The sequence below is a fragment of the Kineococcus arenarius subsp. arenarius genome, from assembly GCF_050871845.1.
In the GTDB taxonomy this organism is placed as follows: Bacteria; Actinomycetota; Actinomycetes; order Actinomycetales; family Kineococcaceae; genus Kineococcus.
In genome coordinates this window covers 1-21,334 of sequence record NZ_JBJLSE010000070.1, presented here as the reverse complement: position 1 = coordinate 21,334, position 21,334 = coordinate 1, and the positions used below count along the sequence as shown (strand labels likewise).

Sequence of the window (21,334 nt, the reverse complement as noted above, 5' to 3'; positions counted from 1 at the left end):
CCGCCCCCCCCCCCCCCCCCCCCCCCCCCCCCCCCCCCCCCCCCCCCGGCCCGGCCCGACCGCGACCTGGACGCCGTGCTGGCCCTGTTCGAGGCCGCCGGCCGCCACGTCGACCGCTTCGGCGGCGCCGGCGGCGCCGGGCGGTTCCTGGAGCAGATGCAGTCCGCGGAGGTGCCCGAGGACACCCTCGCGGACCGCGCCCCCGAGACCGGCGCGGTGACGCTGACCACCCCGCAGGGCGCGGTGGGCCGGCAGTGGGACGTCGTGGTCGTCGCCCGGGTGCAGGAGGGCGTGTGGCCGGACCTGCGCCTGCGCGGCTCCGTGCTGGGCGCGCAGGCCCTCGTGGACGTCGTCGAGGGCCGCGACCCGGACGGCCCCGGCGCGCGCCGGGCCGTGCTGGAGGACGAGCTGCGCCTGTTCCACGTGGCGGTCTCCAGGGCCCGCGACGAGCTCGTGGTGACGGCGGTGCGCGCCGACGACGAGCGGCCCTCGGCCTTCCTGGAGCTCGTCGGCGCCGTCGCGGCGCGCGAGCGCGGCGAGGAGGACGCCGCGGTGGACGAGGAGGGCGAGCGGCCCCTGGCGCAGGTGCCCCGGGCGGTGTCGCTGCCCGCGCTGGTGGCGCGCCTGCGGCAGGTGCTGTGCGCCCCGCCCACCGCCGAGACCCCGGCGCGGCGGCGCTCCGCGGCCGCCCACCTGGCGCAGCTGGCGGCGGCGGGCGTGCCCGGCGCCGACCCGACCGACTGGTACGGCGTGGACGACCTGACCGACGACGGCCCGCTGCGCGAGGACGGCGAGCAGGTGCCGGTCTCACCCTCGCGGGTGGAGTCCTTCGAGCGCTGCGGGCTGCGCTGGCTGCTGGAGTCCTCCGGCGCCCGCCCGGGCGACTCGGGAGCGCAGTCGCTGGGCAACCTCGTGCACCGCATCGCCGCCGAGGCGCCGGAGGCCGACGCCGCCGAGCTGCTGCGCCGCCTGGACCTGCTGTGGCCCACGCTGGGGCTGGCGGACGGCTGGGTGACCTCGCGGCTGCGCGCCCGCGCCGACCAGGTGCTGCTGAAGCTGGCCGAGTACCACCGGCAGGTGCGCACCGAGGGGCGCGTCCTGGTGGCGGTCGAGCGGGACGTCGACGTGCTCGTCGGCCGTGCGCGGGTGCGCGGCCGGGTGGACCGCCTGGAGCGCGACGCGGACGGGCGCGCGGTCGTGGTGGACCTCAAGACGGGCCGGACTCCGCCGTCGCGGGCGGAGCTGGCCCGGCACCCGCAGCTGGGCGTCTACCAGCTCGTCGCCGCCGAGGGCGCGTTCGGCCCGGAGCTGGCGGGCACGGGCGGGGCGGCGCTGGTGCAGCTGGGCAGCGCGACGAAGAAGGTCGGGGTGCAGCGCCAGCAGCCCCTGGAGGCCGACGAGGACCCGCGCTGGGCGGCGGACCTGGTGGCCCGCACGGCCGAGGGCATGTCCGCGCCGGTGTTCGAGGCGGTGGTGGGCCCGCACTGCTCCACCTGCCCGGTGCGCGCCAGCTGCCCCGCCCAGGACGAGGGTCGCAGCGTGTGCGAGGAGGACGGACGGTGACGAGCACCACCAGCACCACCAGCACCACCAGCACCACCAGCACCACCAGCACCAGGGGCGCCGGCGGCGCGGCCGGTGCGCCCGCTGCCCGCCTGGGGGCGGAGGAGATCGCCGAGCGGCTGGGCCGGCCGCGGCCCACGCCCGAGCAGGTCGCCGTCATCGAGGCGCCCGTCGAGCCGCTGCTGGTGGTGGCCGGTGCCGGCTCCGGCAAGACCGAGACGATGTCCTCCCGGGTGGTGTGGCTGGTCGCCAACGGCCTGGTCGCCCCCGAGGAGGTGCTGGGGCTGACCTTCACCCGCAAGGCCGCCGGGGAGCTGGCCGAGCGGGTGCGCACGCGGCTGCGCGCCCTGCGCGCGCACGGCCTGGGCGCCCCGGCCGGTGCCGCACCCGGCGGGGGGCCGGGCGACGGCCTGGGCGACGGCGAGCCGGTGGTGTCGACGTACCACGCGTACGCGGCGTCGCTGGTGACCGACCACGGCCTGCGCATGGGCGTGGAGCCGCAGTCCGCGGTCCTGTCGGAGGCGGGGGCCTGGCAGCTGGCCGCGGAGGTCGTGGAGACCTGGCGCGGGGACCTGCCCGGCGTCGAGGTGGCGCCCTCCACGCTCACCGCGGCGCTGCTGGAGCTGTCCGGCGAGTGCGCCGAGCACCTGGTGGACCCCGGCGACCTGGAGCGCTTCGTCGAGGGCTTCGAGGCGCGCGTGCGCGTGCTGCCCAGGGACGACAAGGCGGTCGCGAAGCTGGGCGCCCACGTGCCGGGGGAGCCGTACGCGGAGGTGGCGAAGGTCCTGGCCGTGCAGCGGGCCCGGCGGTCGATCGTGCCGCTGCTGCGCGAGTACGCCCGGCGCAAGCGCGACGCCGAGCGGCTCGACTTCGGCGACCAGGTCCAGCTGGCGGCCCGGCTGGCCCGGGAGGTGCCGGCCGTGGCGGCCACCGAGCGCGCGGCGCACCGGGTGGTGCTCCTGGACGAGTACCAGGACACCAGCTACGCGCAGCTGGCGCTGCTGCGCGCCCTGTACGGCGACGCGCACCCGGTGACGGCGGTGGGCGACCCCCACCAGTCGATCTACGGCTGGCGCGGCGCCAGCGCCGGCAACCTCGCCAGCTTCCCCGCGCAGTTCCGCCGCGCCGACGACTCCCCGGCGCGGGTGGCGCCGCTGGCGACGAGCTGGCGCAACGACGAGGCGGTGCTCGCCGTCGCCAACGTCGTGGCCGACCCCCTGTCGGCCGGGGCGGGCGCGGGCGCCGCGGTGGTGCGGCTGCGCCCGCGCCCGGGCGCCGGCACCGGCCGGGTGCGCACGGCGTTCGCCGCGACGGTGGAGGAGGAGGCCGCGGAGGTCGCCGCCCGGCTGGCGGAGGTGTGGCGCGCCGACTCCGAGCGCCTGGCCGTGCAGCGCCGGGTGCCCGGCGCCTCGCCGCGGCCCCGGCGCACCGCGGCGGTCCTGTGCCGCAAGCGCAGCCAGTTCCCGGTGCTGCACCGGGCGTTGCGCGAGGCGGGGCTGCCGGTGGAGGTCGTCGGCCTCGGCGGGCTGCTGTCCACCCCGGAGGTCGTCGACGTGGTCTCCACCCTGCACGTCCTGCACGACCCGGGCCGAGGCGACCAGCTCGCCCGGCTGCTGACGGGGGCCCGCTGGCGGCTGGGCCCGCGCGACCTGGCGGCCCTGGGGGAGTGGGCCGGGCACCTGCAGCGGGTCCGCAGCGGGCGTGGTGCTCCCGGTGTCCCCGACGGTCCCGACGGCCCCCCGTCAGCCGGCGGGGCCGCCGCCGACGCCGCGGTGGTCCTGCCCGACGAGGTGGAGGACGCCAGCCTCGTCGAGGCGCTGGACGAGCTGCCCCCGCCGTCGTGGCGGGGGTCGGGCGGGCGGGGCCTGTCGCCGGCGGCGCACGCCCGGCTGGCCCGGCTGGCGGGTGTGCTGCGCCACCTGCGCTCCCGCACGCACGTGCCGGTGCCCGAGCTGGTGGGCGAGGTGGAGCGCGCCCTGCTGCTGGACGTGGAGGTCGCCGCCCGCCCGGGCAGCTCCCCGGCGTCCGAGCGGGCCAACCTCGACGCCCTGGCCGACGCGGCCGCGTCGTTCTCGATCAGCGCGCAGCGCCCGGGCCTGGGCGGGTTCCTGTCCTGGCTGGCGGCCGCGCAGTCGCGCGAGCGGGGCCTGGAGCCGGGCGCGGTGGACGTCTCCTCCGACGCGGTGCAGTTGCTGACGGTGCACGCCAGCAAGGGCCTGGAGTGGGACGTCGTGGCGGTGCCGGGTCTGGTGGAGGGCGTCTTCCCCGCCGGCGGGGAGACGTCGTCGGGCTGGCTGAGCGGACTGGGCGTGCTGCCGTACCCGCTGCGCGGGGACCGCGCGCACCTGCCGGAGCTCGACCTGGACGGCGTCGGCACGCAGAAGGAGCTGGACGTCGAGCGCGGGCGCTTCCGCGAGGCGTGCGGCGAGCACGAGATGGCCGAGGAGCGGCGGCTGGCGTACGTGGCGTTCACCCGCGCCAAGGAGGAGCTGCTGCTCAGCGGCGCGCACTGGGACGACTCCACGGCACCGCGCCGCCCGTCCCGGTTCCTCGGTGAGGTGCTGCAGGGCCCTGGCCTGCCGGGCCTGGTGAGCCTGCCGCCGGTGCCCGCCCCGCAGGAGGGCGAGCCCAACCCGCGCACGGCGACGCCCCAGCGCGTGGTGTGGCCGGTCGACCCGCTCGCGGCGCGCCGCGCGGAGGTGCAGCAGGGGGCCCGGGCGGTGCGCGAGGCGGCCGGTGCGGTGCTGCCGCGGGCCCCGGACGACGAGGCCGCCGGCTGGGCGCAGCAGGTGCACCTGCTGCTGGCCGAGCGCGCCGCGGCGGGCGCCGCCGGCGGGGTGCTCCTGCCGACGCACCTGTCGGCGTCCCGCCTGGTGGCGCTGGCGCAGGACCCCGAGGCGCTGGCCCTGCAGCTGCGTCGCCCGGTGCCGCAGCCGCCGCGGCCGGCGACCCGCCGCGGCACCGCCTTCCACGCCTGGCTGGAGCACCGCTTCACCGCCAGCACCCTGCTGGACCTGGTGGACCTGCCCGGCGCGGCGGACGAGGACGCCGCGGACGACCGCGAGCTGGCGGCGCTGCAGCGGCACTACCTGGCCAGCGAGTGGGCCGAGCGCGACCCGGTCGCGGTGGAGGTGTCGGTGGAGACGCCCGTGGCGGGGATCGCGGTGCGCGGTCGCATCGACGCCGTCTTCCGCAGCACCGGCCCGGACGGGCGGGTGCGCTGGGACGTCGTCGACTGGAAGACCGGCCGGCCGCCGCAGGGGGACGCGGCGCGGGCCCGGGACGTGCAGCTGGCCGTGTACCGCCTGGCGTGGTCGCGCTGGCACGGGGTGCCGCTGGAGGACGTCAGCGCAGCCTTCTTCTACGCCTCCACGGGCGAGACGGTGCGCCCGGTGGACCTGTTCGGCGCCGAGGACCTGGAGGCGCTGGTGACCTCGGTGCCGGTGACCGACCGGGAGGTCTGAGGACGGCCCCGGGCCGCCTCACGGCCGTCCCCTCACAGCCGCAGGTCCACGACGACCGCGCGGTGGTCGCTGCCGCCGACGCGCTCGACGCGCCCGCCGCCGACCGCGGCGCCCAGGCCGTCGCCGAGGGCGTGGTCCAGCTGCACGCGCGGCGCCGGCGCCGGGAACGTCGCCCCGGCCACCAGAGGTCGCCACGGCACGGCCCGGCCCACGACGCCGGGCGGCAGGTTCAGGTCGCCCAGCAGCACCAGCGGCCGGGGCAGGTCGGCCGCCCAGCGCCGCAGCTCGCGCAGCTGGCCCAGGGCGCGCACCGGCGAGAAGGACAGGTGGGTGCCCAGCACGGTCACCGGGCGCGCCGCCCCGTCGCCGGGGGCGCGCGCGTCGACGACGACGGCCACGACGGCGCGCGGCTCGTCCGGCACCAGGCGCAGCCTCCTGCCCGCGCCGGGCGGCAGCACCAGCGGCAGCCGGGCCGCGCTGCCGGCCATCCGCAGCTCCCGCCACTGCAGCACCGGCAGGCGCGAGAGCACCGCCACGCCGTAGGAGGGCTCGCCCGGCACGGTCGCGGCGGCGGGGCGGAACGTGTCGGGGGAGCCGGGGGTGCCGTGCACGGTGGCGGCGAAGCGCGCCCCGCCGCGGGTCACGCCGCAGGCGCGCGCCAGCACCGCGGTCTGGTCGGTGCCCCCGCTGCGGGGCAGCAGGTGGTCGACCTCCTGCACCGCCACGACGTCGGCGCCCAGCGCCGCCACGGCGGCGGCGAGCCGGTCGGCGTCGACGCGCCCGGTGGCCAGGTCGCGCCCGGAGGCGGCGTTGACCGACGCCAGCCGCAGCGGCCGGGGCGCCCGCCCGGACAGCTCAGACCCCCAGCGGCACGGCGTCGGCGTGGGCGTCGAGGTCGTCGAGCATCCGCCGGGCGTCCTCGACGATCTCCTCGTCCTCGGTGCGCAGGCCCACCAGCAGCCAGCGGGTCAGCGCCAGCTCCCCGGCCAGGCGGGCGCGCAGCAGCAGGTCGGGGTCCAGGGGGTCGTGGCGGGCGTGGGCGTACGCCTCCAGCACCGACTCCAGCGCGTCGGGGTCCGCGCCCACGGCCAGCCAGGCGAAGTCGTCGGCGGGGTCGGCGACCTTGGCGTCCGCCCAGCCGGTGATGCCGGTCAGGGCCTCGCCGTCGGTGCGCACGTGCTCGCCGACGAGGTCGCCGTGCACGGGGGTCGCGGCGAAGCGCCAGCGCGCCACGTCCTCCATGAGCACCTCCCAGCGCGTCAGCAGCCGCGGCGGGACGTGGCCGGTCGCGGCGGCGCGGTCCAGCTCGGACAGGCGCCGGCGCCGGTACTCCTCGGCGTCGTACACGGGCACGCCGGCGTCGGCGAAGACGGCGACGTCGATCTGGTGCAGCGCGGCCAGCCCGGTGCCGACCGAGCGCGCCAGGCCCGGGCCGGGGCGCAGGTCCTCCGGGTGCAGGGGGCTGCCGGGCAGTTCCGGGGTGACCACGCAGCGCCCGCCCTCGCCCAGCACCACCGTGCCGGCGGCGCGGGGCACCGCGAACGGCAGCGGCTCGTGCAGCCCGGACAGCAGCTCCAGCTCCGCGTCCAGCGCGGCGGCGGCCGCGGGCCGCCGGGGGGCGCGCACCGTGAAGCGGCGGTGGGCGGCGTCCACGACGACGGCGGCGTCGACGTCGGCGCCGTCCTCCTGCGCCGGACCCGCGGCCACGACCTCGAGGCCGGGCACGGCGGCGGTGGCGAGGGCGGCGAGGACCTGCGGCGAGCGGGGGGGCACGGGGCAACGGTAGAGCGCGGTGCGCTCCGTAGGGTGGAGCGGTGACGAACCACGCCGTCGGCGCCGCCCCGACCGAGCCGACCGGGTCCCGCGGGGTGGCGCTGCCGGCACCGCCGCTGCGCGACCTGGCCCTGTCCCGCCAGCGGCTGGACCGCGCCGGTGCGCGGCGCACGGACCCCGGGCTGCTGGAGCGGCTGTGGGCGTCCCCGGCCACCCGGGTGCTGCGGGTGCACGCCGGCCGGGCCCCGGTGGTGCGCACCGCGCGGGGCCTTCAGCTGGTGCTGCGCGCCCCGGGCGAGGTGCCGGCGCCCGGCGCGGAGGACCTCGTGCTGTACCTGGGCACCGACGGGCGGGCGGAGTTCGCGGCGGTGGTCTCCGCGGACGCCGAGCCCGAGGTCGCCGACGGCTCCGCCGGCGACGAGGAGTGGCGGGGCCTGCGGGAGGTGGGCGACGCCCTCGGCGACCGGGACGCCGGCCTGCTCACCGAGGCCGTCTCGATGGGCAACTGGCACGCGGTGACCCGCTTCTCGCCGCGGACCGGCGAACCGCTCACCGCGACGACCGCGGGGTGGGTCAAGGCCGAGCCGGGCGGCAAGGAGCACTTCCCCCGCACCGACGCCGCGGTGATCATGGCGGTGATCAGCCCGGACGACCGGCTGCTGCTGGGGCACCAGCCCGTGTGGCCCGCGAACCGGTACTCGGTGCTGGCGGGTTTCGTGGAGCCGGGGGAGTGCTTCGAGGACACGGTGCGCCGGGAGGTGCTGGAGGAGGCCGGGGTCGTCGTGGGCCCGGACCCGGAGGACGTGCGCTACCTGGGCAGCCAGCCGTGGCCGTTCCCCGCCTCGCTCATGGTGGGGTTCGCCGCGCGCGCCGTCACCACGGACATCCGGGTCGACGGCGAGGAGATCGCCCTGGCGCGCTGGTTCAGCCGTGCTGAGCTGGCGCAGGAGGTGCGCGCGGGCCGGGTGCTGCCGCCGCCGGCGGTCTCGATCGCGCGGCGGCTCATCGAGGCGTGGTTCGGCGGCCCCCTGCCGGTGCCGGGCGACGACACCTGGACCTGACCCCCGGACCCGGGGGTGGTTCAGCCGCGCAGGAGCTCGGCGGGGTGGCGCGGGTCCTCGCAGCGCAGCACCGCGCCGGCCCGCTCGACGGGCCCGGACTCCGCCAGGTAGCGGTGCCAGGCGCCGAGCACCCGGTCGGCGTCGGCGGCGTCCACCCGCCGGCGCACCGCCGCGTCGGAGGTGCTCAGGTGCACCACGGCGTCGAAGCCGTGCCGCAGGTCGTCGCGCAGCAGGAAGGGGCCGGCGAACACGAGCACGGCGTCGTCGGGCACGGCCTCGCGCGGTGCGCGGGAGGCGCGGTCGGTGGCCGGGTCGTGCAGGGACGGCACCCACCAGCGGCCGGTGGGCGCGCCGAGCGGTTCCAGCACCTCCCGGTGCAGGCCGGCGACGTCGAGCCAGTCGTCGTGGAAGGCGTCGGGGTCGTCGCGGCCGCGCTCCAGGCGCAGCGAGCGGGGCCGCCAGAAACCGCTCCAGGTGGCGACGAGCACGGGGCGGGCCTGCGCGCGCAGCGCGTCGGCGAGGTGCCGGGCGTACCAGGCGGTGTCGGCGTCCACGGCGCCGTCCACGCCGACGCGCGCGCCGGCCGGCAGCGACGCGGCCCACCGCCCCGCGAACTGCGCGGGGCCGGTGGGCCGGTGGGTGGTGCTCACGCTCAGGCGCCCAGGCGCGCCTTCACCTCGGCGAGGGAGGGGTTGGTGGCGGCGGAGCCGTCGGGGAAGAGCAGGGTCGGCACGGTCTGGTTGCCGCCGTTGACCTGCATGACGAACTCGGCCGCGTCCGGCACCTCCTCGATGTTGACCTCCGAGTAGCTGACGCCCTCGCGGTCCATCTGGGACTTCAGACGGCGGCAGTACCCGCACCAGGTGGTGGTGAACATCGTCACGCTGCCCGCCGCCGGCGCCTCGATCGTCGACACTGCTCCTCCTCCGCGCGGGTGGTTCCCGCTCCGCGGGCTGCAACCGGGGAGGCACCGGCTCTCTTCCCGGCGTCGCGTCCACAGCGGGGGCCCGCTCGTGCCCCGGCCGTCGGCGGCGCTTGAGAGGATGTCCCCGCCATGACGACCGCACCCGACCTCCGCCCCGCCGCCCCGTCCGCCGACTCCGTCCTCGAGGGCCTGGACCCCGAGCAGCGGCAGGTCGCGACGACCCTCGACGGCCCCGTGTGCGTGCTCGCCGGTGCCGGCACGGGCAAGACGCGGGCCATCACGCACCGCATCGCCTACGGCGTGCACTCCGGCGCCTACGTGCCCAACCGCGTGCTGGCGGTGACCTTCACGGCCCGCGCCGCGGGGGAGATGCGCACCCGGCTGCGGGACCTGGGCGTGGCGGGCGTGCAGGCTCGGACCTTCCACGCCGCGGCGCTGCGCCAGCTGCAGTTCTTCTGGCCGCAGGCCATCGGCGGCACCCTGCCGAACCTCGCCGAGCACAAGGCGCCCCTGGTGGCCGACGCCTGCAACCGGCTGCGGCTGTCCTCCGACCGCGCGCGGGTGCGCGACCTGGCCGCCGAGGTGGAGTGGACCAAGGTCATGCTCGTGGACGCCGACGACTACGTGGCGGCGGCCACCCGAGCCGGTCGCGGCGAGCCCGGCGGGCTGGACCTGCCGACGGTGGCGCGCGTGGTGCGCACCTACGAGGAGGTCAAGACCGACCGCGCCGTCATCGACTTCGAGGACGTCCTGCTGCTGACGGCCGGCATCCTCGACGAGCGCCCGGACGTGGCGGCCACCGTGCGCCAGCAGTACCGCCACTTCGTGGTGGACGAGTACCAGGACGTCTCCCCCCTGCAGCAGCGCCTGCTGGACCTCTGGCTGGGCGAGCGCGAGGACCTGTGCGTCGTGGGCGACGCCAGCCAGACGATCTACTCCTTCGCCGGGGCCACCCCCGAGCACCTGCTGGACTTCCCGCGCCGGCACCCCGGCGCGAAGGTCGTGCGCCTGGTGCGCGACTACCGCTCCACCCCGGAGGTCGTGCAGCTGGCCAACTCGGTGCTGTCGATGGCCTCCGGCCGGCACGCCCGCGCCCGCCTGGAGCTCATCGCGCAGCGCCCCTCCGGCCCGGCGCCGACCTTCACCGCCTACGACGACGACGTCGCCGAGGCGGCCGGCGTGGCCGCCCGCATCGCCGCCGAGGTGCGCGCCGGGCGCAGCGCGAAGGACGTCGCCGTGCTGTTCCGCACCAACGGGCAGTCGCAGGCGCTGGAGTCGGCGCTGGCCGACGCCGGCGTCGGCTACGTCGTGCGCGGCGGGGAGCGGTTCTTCTCGCGCAAGGAGGTCCGCGACGCGGTCGTGCTGCTGCGCGGCGCGACGCGCGCGGCGCTGCCCGGCCACGACCTGGGCGCCGAGGTGCGCGCGGTGCTGACGTCGGCGGGCTGGGCCGAGCGCGCGCCCAGCGCGGCGGGGTCGGTGCGCGAGCGCTGGGAGTCGCTGCAGGCGCTGGTGGTGCTGGCCGACGAGCTGGCGGCGACGCGGCCCGGCGCGCAGCTGGCCGACCTGGTGGAGGAGCTCACCGAGCGCGCCTCGGCCCAGCACGCCCCCACGGTGGACGGCGTGACGCTGGCGTCCTTCCACGCCGCCAAGGGCCTGGAGTGGGACGTCGTGCACCTGGTCGGCGTCAGCGAGGGGCTGTTGCCGATCTCCTTCGCCGAAACCCCCGACGAGGTCGAGGAGGAGCGCCGGCTGCTGTACGTGGGCATCACCCGCGCCCGCGAGGCCGTGCACGTCTCCTGGGCCAACGCCCGCACCCCCGGCGGGCGCGCCAGCCGCAAGCCCTCCCGGTTCCTGGACAGCCTGCGTCCCGAGACCGCCGGTGGGGCCCCGCGCGCCCGCGCGGCCTCCCCGCGCTCGGCCAGGCGTTCCGGCCCGGTGCAGTGCCGGGTGTGCGGGGCGTCCCTGACGGCCGCCGTGGAGCGCAAGCTGGGGCGCTGCGCGGACTGCCCCTCCAGCTACGACGAGGCGGTGTACGAGCGGCTGCGCGAGTGGCGCGCGAGCACGAGCCGGGCGGCGTCCGTGCCGGCGTACGTGGTGTTCACCGACGCCACGCTCACCGCGATCGCCGAGGCGATGCCTGCCGACACCGGCGCGCTGGCGCGCATCCCGGGGGTGGGGCCCTCGAAGCTGGAGAAGTACGGCGAGGACGTCCTGGCGGTCCTGACCGCCGGGTGATGCCAGGCCTTCCCCGAGGAACCCGTTGCGGCGCAACCGTTCTCGAGGCGGCTGGCGCGCCCCGGCGGGCTCTTTCCGCTCTGGGCGGAAAAAGCCGTTGTGGCGCCCACCCGGGTACCCCTAGAGTCGAATCACGACAGCGCGTGAAGCGCATCACACCGCGGACGGCGGGGAGGAGGGCAGCACCGATGGACACCACCACGATCGCGAACGCCGGCACGCGCACCGCGTGCGGCGCGACGCCCGCTGCCCTGCGCCGGTCCGCCCTCACCTGGCAGCGCAGCCACGCCTCCACCCCGCTCCAGATGACGGGTGGAGTGCGCCTGGACGCCCCCGCCGTGCGCCTGCGCGGTGGTGTGGACGAGTACCGCGTCCTCGGCGGCAAGCGCTCCTCCGCCTTCACCGGCGCCCGTTCCACCGTCCCGTCCTCGGGGACCACGCTCACGAGTCCACCGGTCTAACCACCAGACCGGCGCTCTCTTGGCCGCGGACCCCGACACCTCGGGTCCGCGGCCTTTCTGCGTCTGCGGGCTCTCCTCCCGGCAGTACCACCGCCTCGCAGAGAACCCAGAGAGATGACCGTGCGCACCGCCACCACCGACACCAGCACCAGCACGAGCACCACGAGACCCCGCAGCCCGCGCCCCGCCGAGGACCCGACCCGCCAGAAGGAGGTGAGCGGCGTGCAGCGCCGCCACGCGAAGGACCCCCTGCCCTGCCGACGCTACGACTCCGAGCTGTGGTTCGCCGAGTCGCCGGCCGACGTGGAGCTGGCCAAGGAGCTGTGCGCGGAGTGCCCGCTGCGCTCCGCCTGCCTCGCGGGCGCGCTGGAGCGCGGCGAGCCGTGGGGCGTGTGGGGCGGGCAGCTCGTGCTCGCCGGCGTGGTCGTCCCGCGCAAGCGCCCGCGCGGACGTCCCCGCAAGCACCCCGTCGCCGCGTGAGCCGCCCGACCGCCCCCCTGACCGCCCCGACCCGATCACCCCAGGAGGACCCCTGATGCCCAGGAGGGACGAAGTGCCGTACGCCGAGGACGTCCTGTTCCGCGAACGTCTGCTCGAGGCGCAGCGCACCGCCGAGCGCTCGCGCCTGGTGCGGGCGCTGCGGGCGCGCCGGCGCGCGGAGGTCGCCGCGCGCCGCGCTGAGCGGCTCGCCGCCCGCGCCGAGCTGGCCGTCGCCGCCGTGACGACCGGTGTGGACGGGGCCGTGACCGCGTGAGCCCGCTCACCCGCCCGCCCGCACCCCGCTGAGGTCGCCCGGGTGCGGGCGGGCCGCCGGCGGTGCGGCCACGGGCAGGTCCACGCAGCCGCACTGCGGGTGCGGCGCCCAGGGACGCTGCTGCACCACCCCCTCGGGCAGCAGGAGCTCCAGGGTCGCCCCCGTCGAGGCGGCCCTGCCGCCGTCCAGGTGCGCCAGCACCTGCAGGGCCGCCAGCCCCGCCAGCGCCGAGGCCGTCGCCGTCTCCTCCGCCGCAGCGCCGGAGCCGCGCACGAACCGGTCCCGCACCCCGGGCCAGCCGGGGTCGGCGTCGGTGCGGTGCAGGTCCAGGCACCGCAGGCACGGCGTCGTACCGGGCAGCACCAGCGGCCCCACCAGCGCGTCGGTGTCGCGCAGCACCACCGAGAGGTGGGGGACCCCCTCCGCCACCAGTCCGTCCGCGGCGACCGCGTCGGCGGCGTGGTGGTCCACGAGGACGACCAGGTCCGCCCGCGCCGGCTCAGCCCCGGTGGCGGACACCGCCGGGTGCACCCGCCCGGCGACGCGGCGCGCCCGGCGCAGCGCCACCGGACCGCGCGGCAGGCCCACCTCCTCGGGGCGGGGGCCCGCCGGGCCGGCGTCTCCGGCCGCGACCGGCGCCGGGTCCTGCGCCAGCAGCCCGCCCACGCCCGCGGCGGCCAGCAGCGACAGCAGGCCCGCTCCGGTGCGCCCGCAGCCCACGACGGCGACCACGGCCGAGCGCCGCCCGGCCAGGCGCCGCACCGCGACCGGCCCGTGGGGGTCGTAGGACGACCACGCCACCGCGTCCGGTCCCCAGCCCGCGGTCCCCGGCGCTGCGGCGAGCCCTTCGGCACCCGAGCGGACCCGGCCGGCCGGTACCGCGCCGACCGCCACGAGGTCGTCGAGCACCCGCTGCGCGCGGCGGGCGTGCGGCCCGGCGTGCCCGGGAGCCAGCAGGGCCGTCAGGTCCGCCTCGACGAAGGGGCCGGCGACGCTGCTGCTGCGCGGCGAGGACCCGACCTGCAACCGGCCGCCGGGGCGGCGGGCGAGGGGCAGGGCGGAACGGCTGCTGGGGGCGGGGCTGGGCACGCGCACACCCTGCCGCAGGCCCGCCGCACCCGGCCCGCGCCGTCCACAGCACCGGGCCCGGCGGGTGCGGTCGGCGACGCACCGCACCGGTCCTGCCGCGTCCGGGCGCCGTCGTTCAGGAGGCCTTGCCGAGGATGCGGTTGAGGTTCGTGCCGCACACCGGGCACTGGCCCTTGGCCATCCGGCGGCCGTTGGTCTCCACGACCCGACCCTCGGCCTGGCGCTTCTCCTTGCACTTCACGCAGTAGAACTCGCCCTGGTAGGTCTCGTCGGCCACGGTGCGCCTCCTGGTTGCCTCGCCGGCCACCGGGCTCCCCGGCGGCTGTCAGGGCATCGTGCCCCCAGCGGGCCGCCGGGGCGCGCCGGGGACCGCGGTGGGTGCGAACCCCTCCCCAGCGCGGGGCGCGCACGGTACCTTGCCCGGATGAGGGCCGACCAGGCGGGGCCAGCCGACGGCGCCGTGGTCACGGTCACCGGCGGCGCCGGGCCGGGCACGGGCGCCGGGCCGCTCGTGGACGTGCGGCGCAGCCGGCGGCGCTCGCGCACCGTCTCGGCCTACCGCGACGGCGACCGCACGGTCGTCCTCATCCCGGCCCGCTTCTCCCGGGCCGAGGAGCGCGAGTGGGTCGAGCGCATGGTCTCCCGCCTGGACGCGGCCGACCGTCGCCGCAACCCGGCCGAGGACGACCTCCTGGAACGGGCGCGGGAGCTGTCGCGCCGCCACCTGGACGACCTGGCGCGGCCGGTGTCGGTGACGTGGGTCGACAACCAGCAGCACCGCTGGGGTTCGTGCACCCCCGCCGACGCCAGCATCCGGCTGTCCACCCGGCTGCAGGGGGTGCCCGGCTGGGTGCTGGACTACGTGCTGCTGCACGAGCTGGCCCACCTGCTCGTGCCCACGCACTCGCGGGCGTTCTGGGCGCTGCTGGAGTCCTACCCGCGCACCGAGCGCGCCCGCGGGTTCCTGGCGGGCCTGGACCACGTCGCCGGGCGCGACCCCGAGGCCGAGGCCGACGACGCGCCGGCCGACCCGTCCACCGGGCCCGCGCGGGGCGCGGCGGTCCGCGAGGACGACGAGGCGGACCCCGCCCGCAGCACCGGCTGAGCGCTGCGGGCGGGGTCGCCGGGCACCCTCAGCGCGCCGGGCCTCCGGAGCCGGGCTCGCCGTCGCCCCCGCCGGTCTCGGGGTCGTCGCCCCGACCGCCCCCGTCCAGCAGGTCCCGCAGCGCGGCGTCCATCGCGTCCTCGTCCTGGCGCCGGCCGCCGCTGAGGCGGCGCTCCACGAACGCCGCCACGTCGTCGAGGTCCTCGGTGGTCGGCAGCATGTCCGGGTGGTCCCAGACGGCGTCGCGGGCGGCGGCCCCGCCGCGGGCCAGCAGTTGCTCCCACAGGGCCGTCGCCTCGCGCGCGCGCCGCGGGCGCAGCTCCAGGCCGACCAGCACCGCGAAGGCGTGCTCGGCGGGCCCGCCGGTCGCCCGGCGCCGGCGCACCGTCTCGCGCAGCGCGGCCGAGTGGGGCAGCACGCGGGCGGCGGCCTCGTCGCTGACGTGGTCCACCCAGCCCTCCACGAGCGCCAGCGCCGTCTCCAGCCGGGCCAGGGCGGCCTTCTGCGCCGGGGTGCTCTCCGGCTCGAAGATGCCCGAGCCCAGCGCCTCCTGCAGCGACTCGGGGTTCGCCGGGTCCACCGAGCGGGCCGCCTCGGCGATCCGGTCGGCGTCCACGGAGATGCCGCGGGCGAACGACTCGACGCTGCCCAGCAGGTGCCCGCGCAACCACGGCACGTGGGCGAACAGGCGCTGGTGGGCGGCCTCGCGCAGCGCCAGGTAGCGGCGCACCTCGTCCAGGGGGACCTCCAGCCCCTCGGCGAAGGCGCTCACCCCGGCAGGCAGCAGCGCGGCGCGCCCGCTGGGCGCCAGCGGCAGCCCGATGTCGGTGGTGCTGAGCACCTCGCCGGCGAGCGTGCCGATGGCCTGCCCGACCTGCATGCCGAAGACGCCGCCGCCCACCTGGCGCAGCATCGCCCCCGCCGAGCCCAGCATCGCGGCCATCTCCGGCGGCGCCTGCGCGGTCATCGCCTGACCCATGGCCTCGGCCACGTTCGCGGCGACGGGCTCCACGAGCTGGCGCCACACCGGCATGGTCCGCTCCACCCACTCCGCGCGGCTCCAGGCCTCGGCGGTGGTGGGCGCCTGCTCGACGTCCGTCACGCCGTCCAGCCACAGGTCGGCCACCCGCAGCGCGTCCTCGACGGCCCGGCGCTCGGCGGCGCCGGGGGAGGGGTCGCCGGCCTGGGCGGCCGCCTGGCGGGCCAGGTCGTGCGCGACGTCCCAGTTGACCGGCGCGTCGCTGGGCGTGGACAGGAACTTCTGCAGCTGCGCCAGCACCTGCCCCATGAGCGCGGGGTCGAGCGGTCCGTCACCCAGGCCGGGGATGCCGCCGGGGAAGCCGCCGGGCAGCCCGGGGAAGCCGCCCTGCCCACCAGCGCCGCCCAGTCCGCCCAGCAGCGGGCCCAACAGGTCCTCCAGCGGGTTGCCGCCACCGCCCTGCCCGGGCTCCTTGCCCGGGGTCCCCGAGGGGCGGAAGCCGGGCTGGCCGCCCGCGCTCCGCTCGGTGCCGTCCCCGGGCGTGCCGTCCCCGCTCTCGCGGGGGTCTCGGTCGCGGTCGTCCTCGGGGCCCTGGGGCTCCTCGTCGCCTCGCTGGTCCACGGTGATCCTCCGCATCGTCCGCCGGGTGCGGACCCATTCTGGCCCTCCCGCTCGTGGAGCGACGAGCGGCCGCCCGGTGCGGTTCCGCCGCGGGCGGTGCCCGGGCCGCTGATCGCTGCCGGCGAACGCCTCCGGGCGGGGCCGTAGGGTGCTCGGGTGCCGCCAGCGACGCCGCCCGCGCAGGACCCCGCGCAGGACCCCGCGCAGGACCCCGCGCAGGACCCCGCGCACGAGTCCCCCCGCGGGGCCGGTGCCGAGCCCGCCGGCGGTGAGCGGCCGCGGCGGTCGACCTCCCCGCGCGGCGTGCTCCTGGCGGCCTCGTCGTTCTGCGCGGTCGCGCTCGTCGCCCTGGTGGGCGTGCTCGACGTGCCGTACGTGAGCCTCAGCCCCGGCCCGGTGCGCGACGTGCTGGCCGGCCCCGGCGGGGACGGCGGGGACGGGACGGCGCTGGTGGAGGTGTCGGGGGCACCCACCTACCCCGCGCAGGGCCGCCTGGACCTGACCACGGTGTCGCTGCGGGGGGGTCCGGGCCTGGAGCAGTCGCTGTGGGAGGTGCTGCTGGCCTGGCGCGACCCGGAGGTCACCGTGGTGCCCCGCGAGCTGTACTACGCCCCCCGCACCACGCAGGAGGAGGCCGACGCGCTCAGCGCCGCGGAGATGGCCGGCTCGCAGGAGGCCGCGCAGGTCGCCGCCCTGACCGAGCTCGGCATCGACGTGGACGCGACGACCACGCGCCGCGTGCAGGAGGTGGCCGCGGCCGCCCCGGCGGCCGGGGTGCTGCGCCCCGGGGACGTGATCGAGTCCGTGGACGGCGCACCGGTGGCGGACTTCGACGCCCTCAAGGCGGCGGTGAGCGCCCTGCCCGCCGGCGCCGAGGTCCGCCTGGGCATCACCCGCTCCGGGGAGCCGCTGGAGGTGACCACCCGCACCTACGCCCCGGAGGGGGAGACGCTCCTGGGCGTGGTGCCCGACGTGGAGTACGACTCCCCGGTCGAGGTGGACATCGCCATCGAGGACATCGGCGGCCCCAGCGCCGGCACGGTGTTCGCGCTGGCCGTCGTGGACCTGCTGACCCCCGGTGCCCTGACGGGTGGTGAGCACGTCGCCGGCACGGGCGCGATCGCGGTGGACGGCACCGTCCTGCCGATCGGCGGGTTGCGGCAGAAGGTGATCGGCGCGGCCCGGGCGGGAGCCACGTGGTTCCTGGCCCCGGCCCAGGAGTGCGCCGAGGTCGCCGGCGCGGTCCCGCCGGGCATCACGGTGGTCGGGGTCGCCACGCTGCACGAGGCCCGCACCGCGGTGGAGGCCATCGGTGCCGGCCGCGGCGACGAGGTGGCGACGTGCGCGCAGGTCGCGGCCGGCTGAGCGGTCCCGGCCGGGCGCCCCGGCGCCACCCCGGCGGGCGCGCCCTCAGCCCTGCAGGGTCGCCTGCAGGGCGCTGACGAGGCCCGGCACGAGGTCGGCGCCGGTGGCCACCTCGCCGTCGGAGTCCTTCGAGCGCGAGCGCACGGCGCACTCGTGCCCGCCGTCGCGCAGCACCCCCACCGCGATGCGCACCTCCTCGGCCAGCGGGTGCGCGGCCAGGGCGGCCGCGCGGGCCTCGTCGTCGGCGGGGGTGGCGGCGCGCACCTCGGCCTCGGCGTCCGGCGGCACCAGGAGGCGCTCGACGACCAGGGCGGCGCCGTCGACGCCGGGGGGCCAGGCGAGCTGGCCGAGCAGCTCGTCGAGGTCGGCGACGTCGGGCAGGCCGTCCTGCTCCACGGACGTCAGGTGGCCGGGGTCGGCGTGCGCCTCGGCCACGACGTGCTCGGGCAGGCGCTGGGCCAGGTGCGGGTCGCGGGCCAGGGCGTCGGCGGTGCGCACGAGGGCGAACAGCCGCAGCGGGGCCCCCCAGCCGTCGGCGGCCACGTAGCGCTCGACCTCGGCGACGGTGCGCCACAGGGAGCTGGAGGCCGGCGTGGGCGTGGTGGTCGGGTGGAGCTCGTTCACGGCCCCGATGGTGGCACGCCCGGCGCGGCGTCCGGCGAGCGCGCGCGCGTCCCCCACGGGCTGTCCCCCCGCCGGGGGACGCCCCGGGGGCGCGCCCGCCGGGTGTCGGCGGGTCACCGGTGGCAACGGTGGGATCACGATCCGCGGTCACGGGCACCCGGGCGGCGGCTTGTACGTTTCCTCCTCGTGAGCTTCCCTCCCCGCCGTCCCGCCCGGCCGGTGCTGCGACGCCGACGTCGCGGTGCCGCCCTGCCCACGGTGCTCGTCCTGGCCGCGCTGGTCGTCGCCGTCGTGATCGGTGCCCGCATCGCCACCGACGTGTGGTGGTTCGACCAGCTCGGCTTCCTGTCCACCTTCACCACGAAGCTGTGGCTGCAGCTGGCCCTGTTCGCGGCCGGTGCCCTGCTGCTCGGCGGCGCGGTCGCGCTCTCGCTGACGCTGGGGTACCGCACGCGGCCGGTCTACGCGCCCATCTCCACCGAGCAGGCCGGCCTGGACCGCTACCGCGAGTCGCTGGAGCCGCTGCGGCGCCTGGTCGTGGTGGTCCTGTCGGCGGCCGTGGCCCTGTTCGGCGGGTCGGTGGCGATGAGCCGCTGGGAGACGCTGCTGCTGTGGGTGAACCGCACCTCCTTCGGGGAGCGGGACGCGCAGTTCGGGCTGGACCAGGGCTTCTACGTCTTCACCCTGCCGTGGCTGAGCTTCCTGGTGAGCTTCCTGTCGGCGGCGGTGGTGCTGGCGGGGTTGGCGGCGCTGGCGACCCACTACCTGTACGGGGGCCTGCGGCTGGCCGGCGGCGGCCCGCGCACCACGCGCGAGGCCCGGATCCACCTGGCGGTGCTGGCGGCGCTGTTCCTGGTGCTGCGCGGCGCCGGCTACTGGCTGGACCGCTACCAGGTCATGGTCAGCGAGTCGGACAACATCCGCATCGCGGACGTCGTGGGCCCCTCCTACACCGACGTGCACGCGGTGCTGCCGGCGCGGGCGATCCTGGCGATCGTCGCGGTGGTCGTGGCGCTGCTGTTCGTGGCGGCGGCCGCGGGGGCGTCCTGGCGGCTGCCGGCCATCGGCACGGGGCTGCTGGTGGTCAGCGCGATCGCCGTGGGCGGCATCTACCCGTGGGCGGTGCAGCGCTTCCAGGTCACCCCGAACCGGCAGGCGCTGGAGGCGGAGTACGTCGGCAAGAACATCGAGGCCACCCGCGACGCGTACGACCTGGCCGACACGGAGGTCAGCGAGTACCAGCCGGACACGACGGTGACCCCCGGGCAGCTGCGCGAGGACGCCGAGACCATCCCCGGCATCCGGCTGCTCGACCCGAACGTCGTGTCCACGGCGTTCCGCCAGACGCAGGGCCAGCGCAACTACTACGCCTTCCCCGACCCGCTGGACGTGGACCGCTACCCGCTGGACGGCGGTACCCAGGACACCGTGATCGCCGCTCGGGAGCTGAACCTCGACGGCCTGAGCGACTCGCAGCGCACCTGGGTCAACCTGCACACCGTGTACACCCACGGCTACGGCGTGGTCGCCGCACGCGGCAACGAGCGCGCCCCCGACGGGCGCCCGTCGTACTTCGAGGCCAACATCCCCTCCACGGGCCAGCTGGGCGACTACGAGCCGCGCATCTACTTCGGCGAGCAGACCGACGACTACTCGATCGTCGGCGGCAGCGACACCCCGGTGGAGATCGACTACCCGGACAACTCCCCGGAGGGGTACGCGCGCACCACCTACACCGGTGAGGGCGGTGTGCCGGTCGGCGGGCTGCTGCACAAGGCGGTGTACGCGCTGAAGTTCGCCGACCAGAACATCCTGCTGTCCGACCAGGTCGAGGCGGACTCCAAGATCCTGTACGACCGCACGCCGCGCGAGCGCGTCGAGAAGGTCGCCCCGTGGCTGACCCTGGACGGCGACGCCTACCCGGCGGTCGTGGACGGCCGCGTGCTGTGGATCCTCGACGCCTACACCACCTCGGCGTCGTACCCCTACTCCTCGACGACCCGCCTCGGCGAGGTCACGGTCGACTCCCTCACGCAGACGCAGAGCGTGCAGGCGCTGCAGGACCGCACGGTCAACTACGTGCGCAACTCGGTGAAGGCGACCGTGGACGCCTACTCGGGCGAGGTCACCCTGTACGCCTGGGACGACACCGACCCGGTGCTGCAGGCGTGGATGAAGGCGTTCCCCGGCGCGGTGGAGCCGCTGTCGGAGATCGGCGGTTCCCTGATGGCCCACCTGCGCTACCCGCAGGACATGTTCAAGGTGCAGCGCGAGGTCCTGGCGCGCTACCACGTCACCGACCCGCGCTCCTTCCTCACGGGGCAGGACTTCTGGGAGGTGCCGGCCGACCCGACCTCCGAGGTGGCGCAGGGGCAGCAGCGCCCGGCGCAGCCGCCGTACTACCTGACCCTGCAGATGCCCGGTCAGGACGAGGCGGCGTTCAGCCTGACGACGACGTACGTGCCCACCTCCAACAACCAGGGGTCCAGCAGCCAGATCATCACCGGCTTCGCCGCGGTGGACTCCGACGCGGGCGCCACGGCGGGGGAGAAGAGCGACAGCTACGGCACCATCCGCCTGCTGGAGCTGCCGCAGTCGTCGGTCATCGCCGGCCCGGTGCAGATCCAGAACGACATCCAGTCCAACGCGGCGGTGGCCGAGCAGGTGCGCCTGCTGAGCCTCGGGCAGGGCTCGGAGGTCATCTACGGCAACCTGCTGACCCTGCCGGTGGGTGGCGGGCTGCTGTACGTGGAACCGATCTACGCCCGCAGCACCGGCGAGAACTCCTTCCCCCAGCTGCGCAAGGTGGTGGCGGTGTTCGGCGACCAGATCGCCATCGCCGACACGCTGGACGCGGCGCTGGACGACGTGTTCGGCGGTGACTCCGGCGCGACCGCCGGCGACGAGGGCGTCGCGCCCGTCGACGAGACCCCCGCGCAGGACGGCGGGCCGTCGCCGGAGCCGACGACCGACCCGGCGCCGGTGGACGGCGACCCGCAGGTCCAGCTGCAGGCGGCCCTGGAGCAGGCGCGCGCCGCCATCCAGGACTCCGCGGCGGCGCTGGCGGAGCAGGACTTCGCGGCGTACGGCGAGGCGCAGGAGCGGCTGCGGGCGGCGGTGGAGTCGGCCACGGCGGCGCAGGAGGCGCTCGCCGGGGCGTCCCCGGCCGCCGAGGACGCGGCCCCCTGATCGCCGGGTCGGGGGGGGGGGGGGGGGGGGGGGGGGGGGGGGGGGGGGGGGGGGGGGGGGGGGGGGGGGGGGGGGGGGGGGGGGGGGGGGGGGGTGGGGGGGGGGGGGGGGGCGGGGTGGGTGGGG

At 77.7% G+C, this 21,334-nt stretch carries 18 protein-coding genes; 10 read left to right on the top strand and 8 right to left on the bottom strand.

All coding sequences use genetic code 11. The features are described 5' to 3' along the window. Positions 1-75: 75 nt before the first annotated feature. Positions 76-1,563, top strand: a complete 1,488-nt coding sequence (locus ACRYM0_RS15210; protein ID WP_432506479.1) for a RecB family exonuclease — start codon at positions 76-78, stop codon at positions 1,561-1,563. Then, complete coding sequence (locus ACRYM0_RS15205; RefSeq protein ID WP_432506477.1) at positions 1,560-5,027, top strand: ATP-dependent helicase; 3,468 nt, start codon at positions 1,560-1,562, stop codon at positions 5,025-5,027. Before ACRYM0_RS15210 ends, ACRYM0_RS15205 begins: the two co-directional genes overlap by 4 nt. 32 nt (positions 5,028-5,059) lie before the next feature. Here the strand turns inward: ACRYM0_RS15205 and ACRYM0_RS15200 are convergent, their stop codons facing one another. Beyond that, positions 5,060-5,851: an endonuclease/exonuclease/phosphatase family protein gene (locus ACRYM0_RS15200; protein ID WP_432506485.1), complete on the bottom strand. Its 792-nt coding sequence runs from the start codon at positions 5,849-5,851 to the stop codon at positions 5,060-5,062. Between the two features lie 31 nt (positions 5,852-5,882). Further along, the gene (locus ACRYM0_RS15195; RefSeq protein ID WP_432506475.1) at positions 5,883-6,800 is read right to left on the bottom strand and encodes a phosphotransferase; all 918 of its coding nucleotides are present in this window, start codon (positions 6,798-6,800) and stop codon (positions 5,883-5,885) included. 41 nt (positions 6,801-6,841) lie between these two features. On the opposite strand from ACRYM0_RS15195, the gene nudC reads away from it, so the two are divergent. Next, on the top strand, positions 6,842-7,861 hold the full coding sequence (nudC, locus tag ACRYM0_RS15190; RefSeq protein WP_432506474.1) for an NAD(+) diphosphatase: 1,020 nt from the start codon (positions 6,842-6,844) through the stop codon (positions 7,859-7,861). Positions 7,862-7,881: 20 nt separating this feature from the next. Here nudC and ACRYM0_RS15185 read toward each other — a convergent pair whose 3' ends face one another. Further along, positions 7,882-8,511 carry a nucleoside/nucleotide kinase family protein gene (locus tag ACRYM0_RS15185; protein ID WP_432506472.1) on the bottom strand — a complete coding sequence of 210 codons (630 nt, stop codon included), beginning with the start codon at positions 8,509-8,511 and terminating at the stop codon, positions 7,882-7,884. Between the two features lie 2 nt (positions 8,512-8,513). After that, positions 8,514-8,738: a mycoredoxin gene (locus tag ACRYM0_RS15180; RefSeq protein ID WP_432506483.1), complete on the bottom strand. Its 225-nt coding sequence runs from the start codon at positions 8,736-8,738 to the stop codon at positions 8,514-8,516. Between the two features lie 177 nt (positions 8,739-8,915). Between ACRYM0_RS15180 and ACRYM0_RS15175 the strand changes: the two genes are divergently transcribed. From ACRYM0_RS15175 to ACRYM0_RS15160, 4 genes are all read left to right on the top strand, one after another. Next, the gene (locus ACRYM0_RS15175) at positions 8,916-11,021 is read left to right on the top strand and encodes an ATP-dependent DNA helicase UvrD2 (RefSeq protein ID WP_432506470.1); all 2,106 of its coding nucleotides are present in this window, start codon (positions 8,916-8,918) and stop codon (positions 11,019-11,021) included. 188 nt (positions 11,022-11,209) lie between these two features. Further along, positions 11,210-11,482, top strand: a complete 273-nt coding sequence (locus ACRYM0_RS15170) for a hypothetical protein (RefSeq protein ID WP_432506468.1) — start codon at positions 11,210-11,212, stop codon at positions 11,480-11,482. Positions 11,483-11,539: 57 nt separating this feature from the next. Further along, positions 11,540-11,962: a WhiB family transcriptional regulator gene (locus ACRYM0_RS15165; RefSeq protein WP_432506481.1), complete on the top strand. Its 423-nt coding sequence runs from the start codon at positions 11,540-11,542 to the stop codon at positions 11,960-11,962. Positions 11,963-12,017: 55 nt separating this feature from the next. Continuing rightward, positions 12,018-12,236 (top strand): hypothetical protein, encoded by a 219-nt coding sequence (locus ACRYM0_RS15160; RefSeq protein WP_432506466.1) that lies wholly within the window; start codon positions 12,018-12,020, stop codon positions 12,234-12,236. Positions 12,237-12,242: 6 nt separating this feature from the next. Here ACRYM0_RS15160 and ACRYM0_RS15155 read toward each other — a convergent pair whose 3' ends face one another. Both ACRYM0_RS15155 and ACRYM0_RS15150 read right to left on the bottom strand, forming a co-directional pair. After that, positions 12,243-13,325 carry a TOMM precursor leader peptide-binding protein gene (locus tag ACRYM0_RS15155; RefSeq protein ID WP_432506465.1) on the bottom strand — a complete coding sequence of 361 codons (1,083 nt, stop codon included), beginning with the start codon at positions 13,323-13,325 and terminating at the stop codon, positions 12,243-12,245. A 115-nt stretch (positions 13,326-13,440) separates the two neighbouring features. After that, positions 13,441-13,602, bottom strand: coding sequence for a DUF5679 domain-containing protein (locus ACRYM0_RS15150; protein WP_432497029.1), 162 nt, complete (start codon positions 13,600-13,602; stop codon positions 13,441-13,443). A gap of 147 nt (positions 13,603-13,749) precedes the next feature. On the opposite strand from ACRYM0_RS15150, the gene ACRYM0_RS15145 reads away from it, so the two are divergent. Next, on the top strand, positions 13,750-14,430 hold the full coding sequence (locus tag ACRYM0_RS15145; protein ID WP_432506463.1) for a M48 metallopeptidase family protein: 681 nt from the start codon (positions 13,750-13,752) through the stop codon (positions 14,428-14,430). 28 nt (positions 14,431-14,458) lie between these two features. Here the strand turns inward: ACRYM0_RS15145 and ACRYM0_RS15140 are convergent, their stop codons facing one another. After that, positions 14,459-16,030 (bottom strand): zinc-dependent metalloprotease, encoded by a 1,572-nt coding sequence (locus ACRYM0_RS15140; RefSeq protein WP_432506461.1) that lies wholly within the window; start codon positions 16,028-16,030, stop codon positions 14,459-14,461. A gap of 156 nt (positions 16,031-16,186) precedes the next feature. Between ACRYM0_RS15140 and ACRYM0_RS15135 the strand changes: the two genes are divergently transcribed. Further along, entirely contained in the window at positions 16,187-17,395 is a 1,209-nt protein-coding gene (locus ACRYM0_RS15135; RefSeq protein WP_432506459.1) for a YlbL family protein, read from the top strand. Positions 17,396-17,440: 45 nt separating this feature from the next. On the opposite strand, the gene ACRYM0_RS15130 is transcribed toward ACRYM0_RS15135, so the two are convergent. Then, a complete protein-coding gene (locus ACRYM0_RS15130; protein WP_432506456.1) occupies positions 17,441-18,019 on the bottom strand; it encodes a PPA1309 family protein in 579 nt (192 codons plus the stop codon). Between the two features lie 186 nt (positions 18,020-18,205). Here ACRYM0_RS15130 and ACRYM0_RS15125 point away from each other — a divergent pair, with 186 nt between their 5' ends. Next, positions 18,206-21,208, top strand: a complete 3,003-nt coding sequence (locus tag ACRYM0_RS15125) for a UPF0182 family membrane protein (protein ID WP_432506455.1) — start codon at positions 18,206-18,208, stop codon at positions 21,206-21,208. Positions 21,209-21,334: the final 126 nt, after the last annotated feature.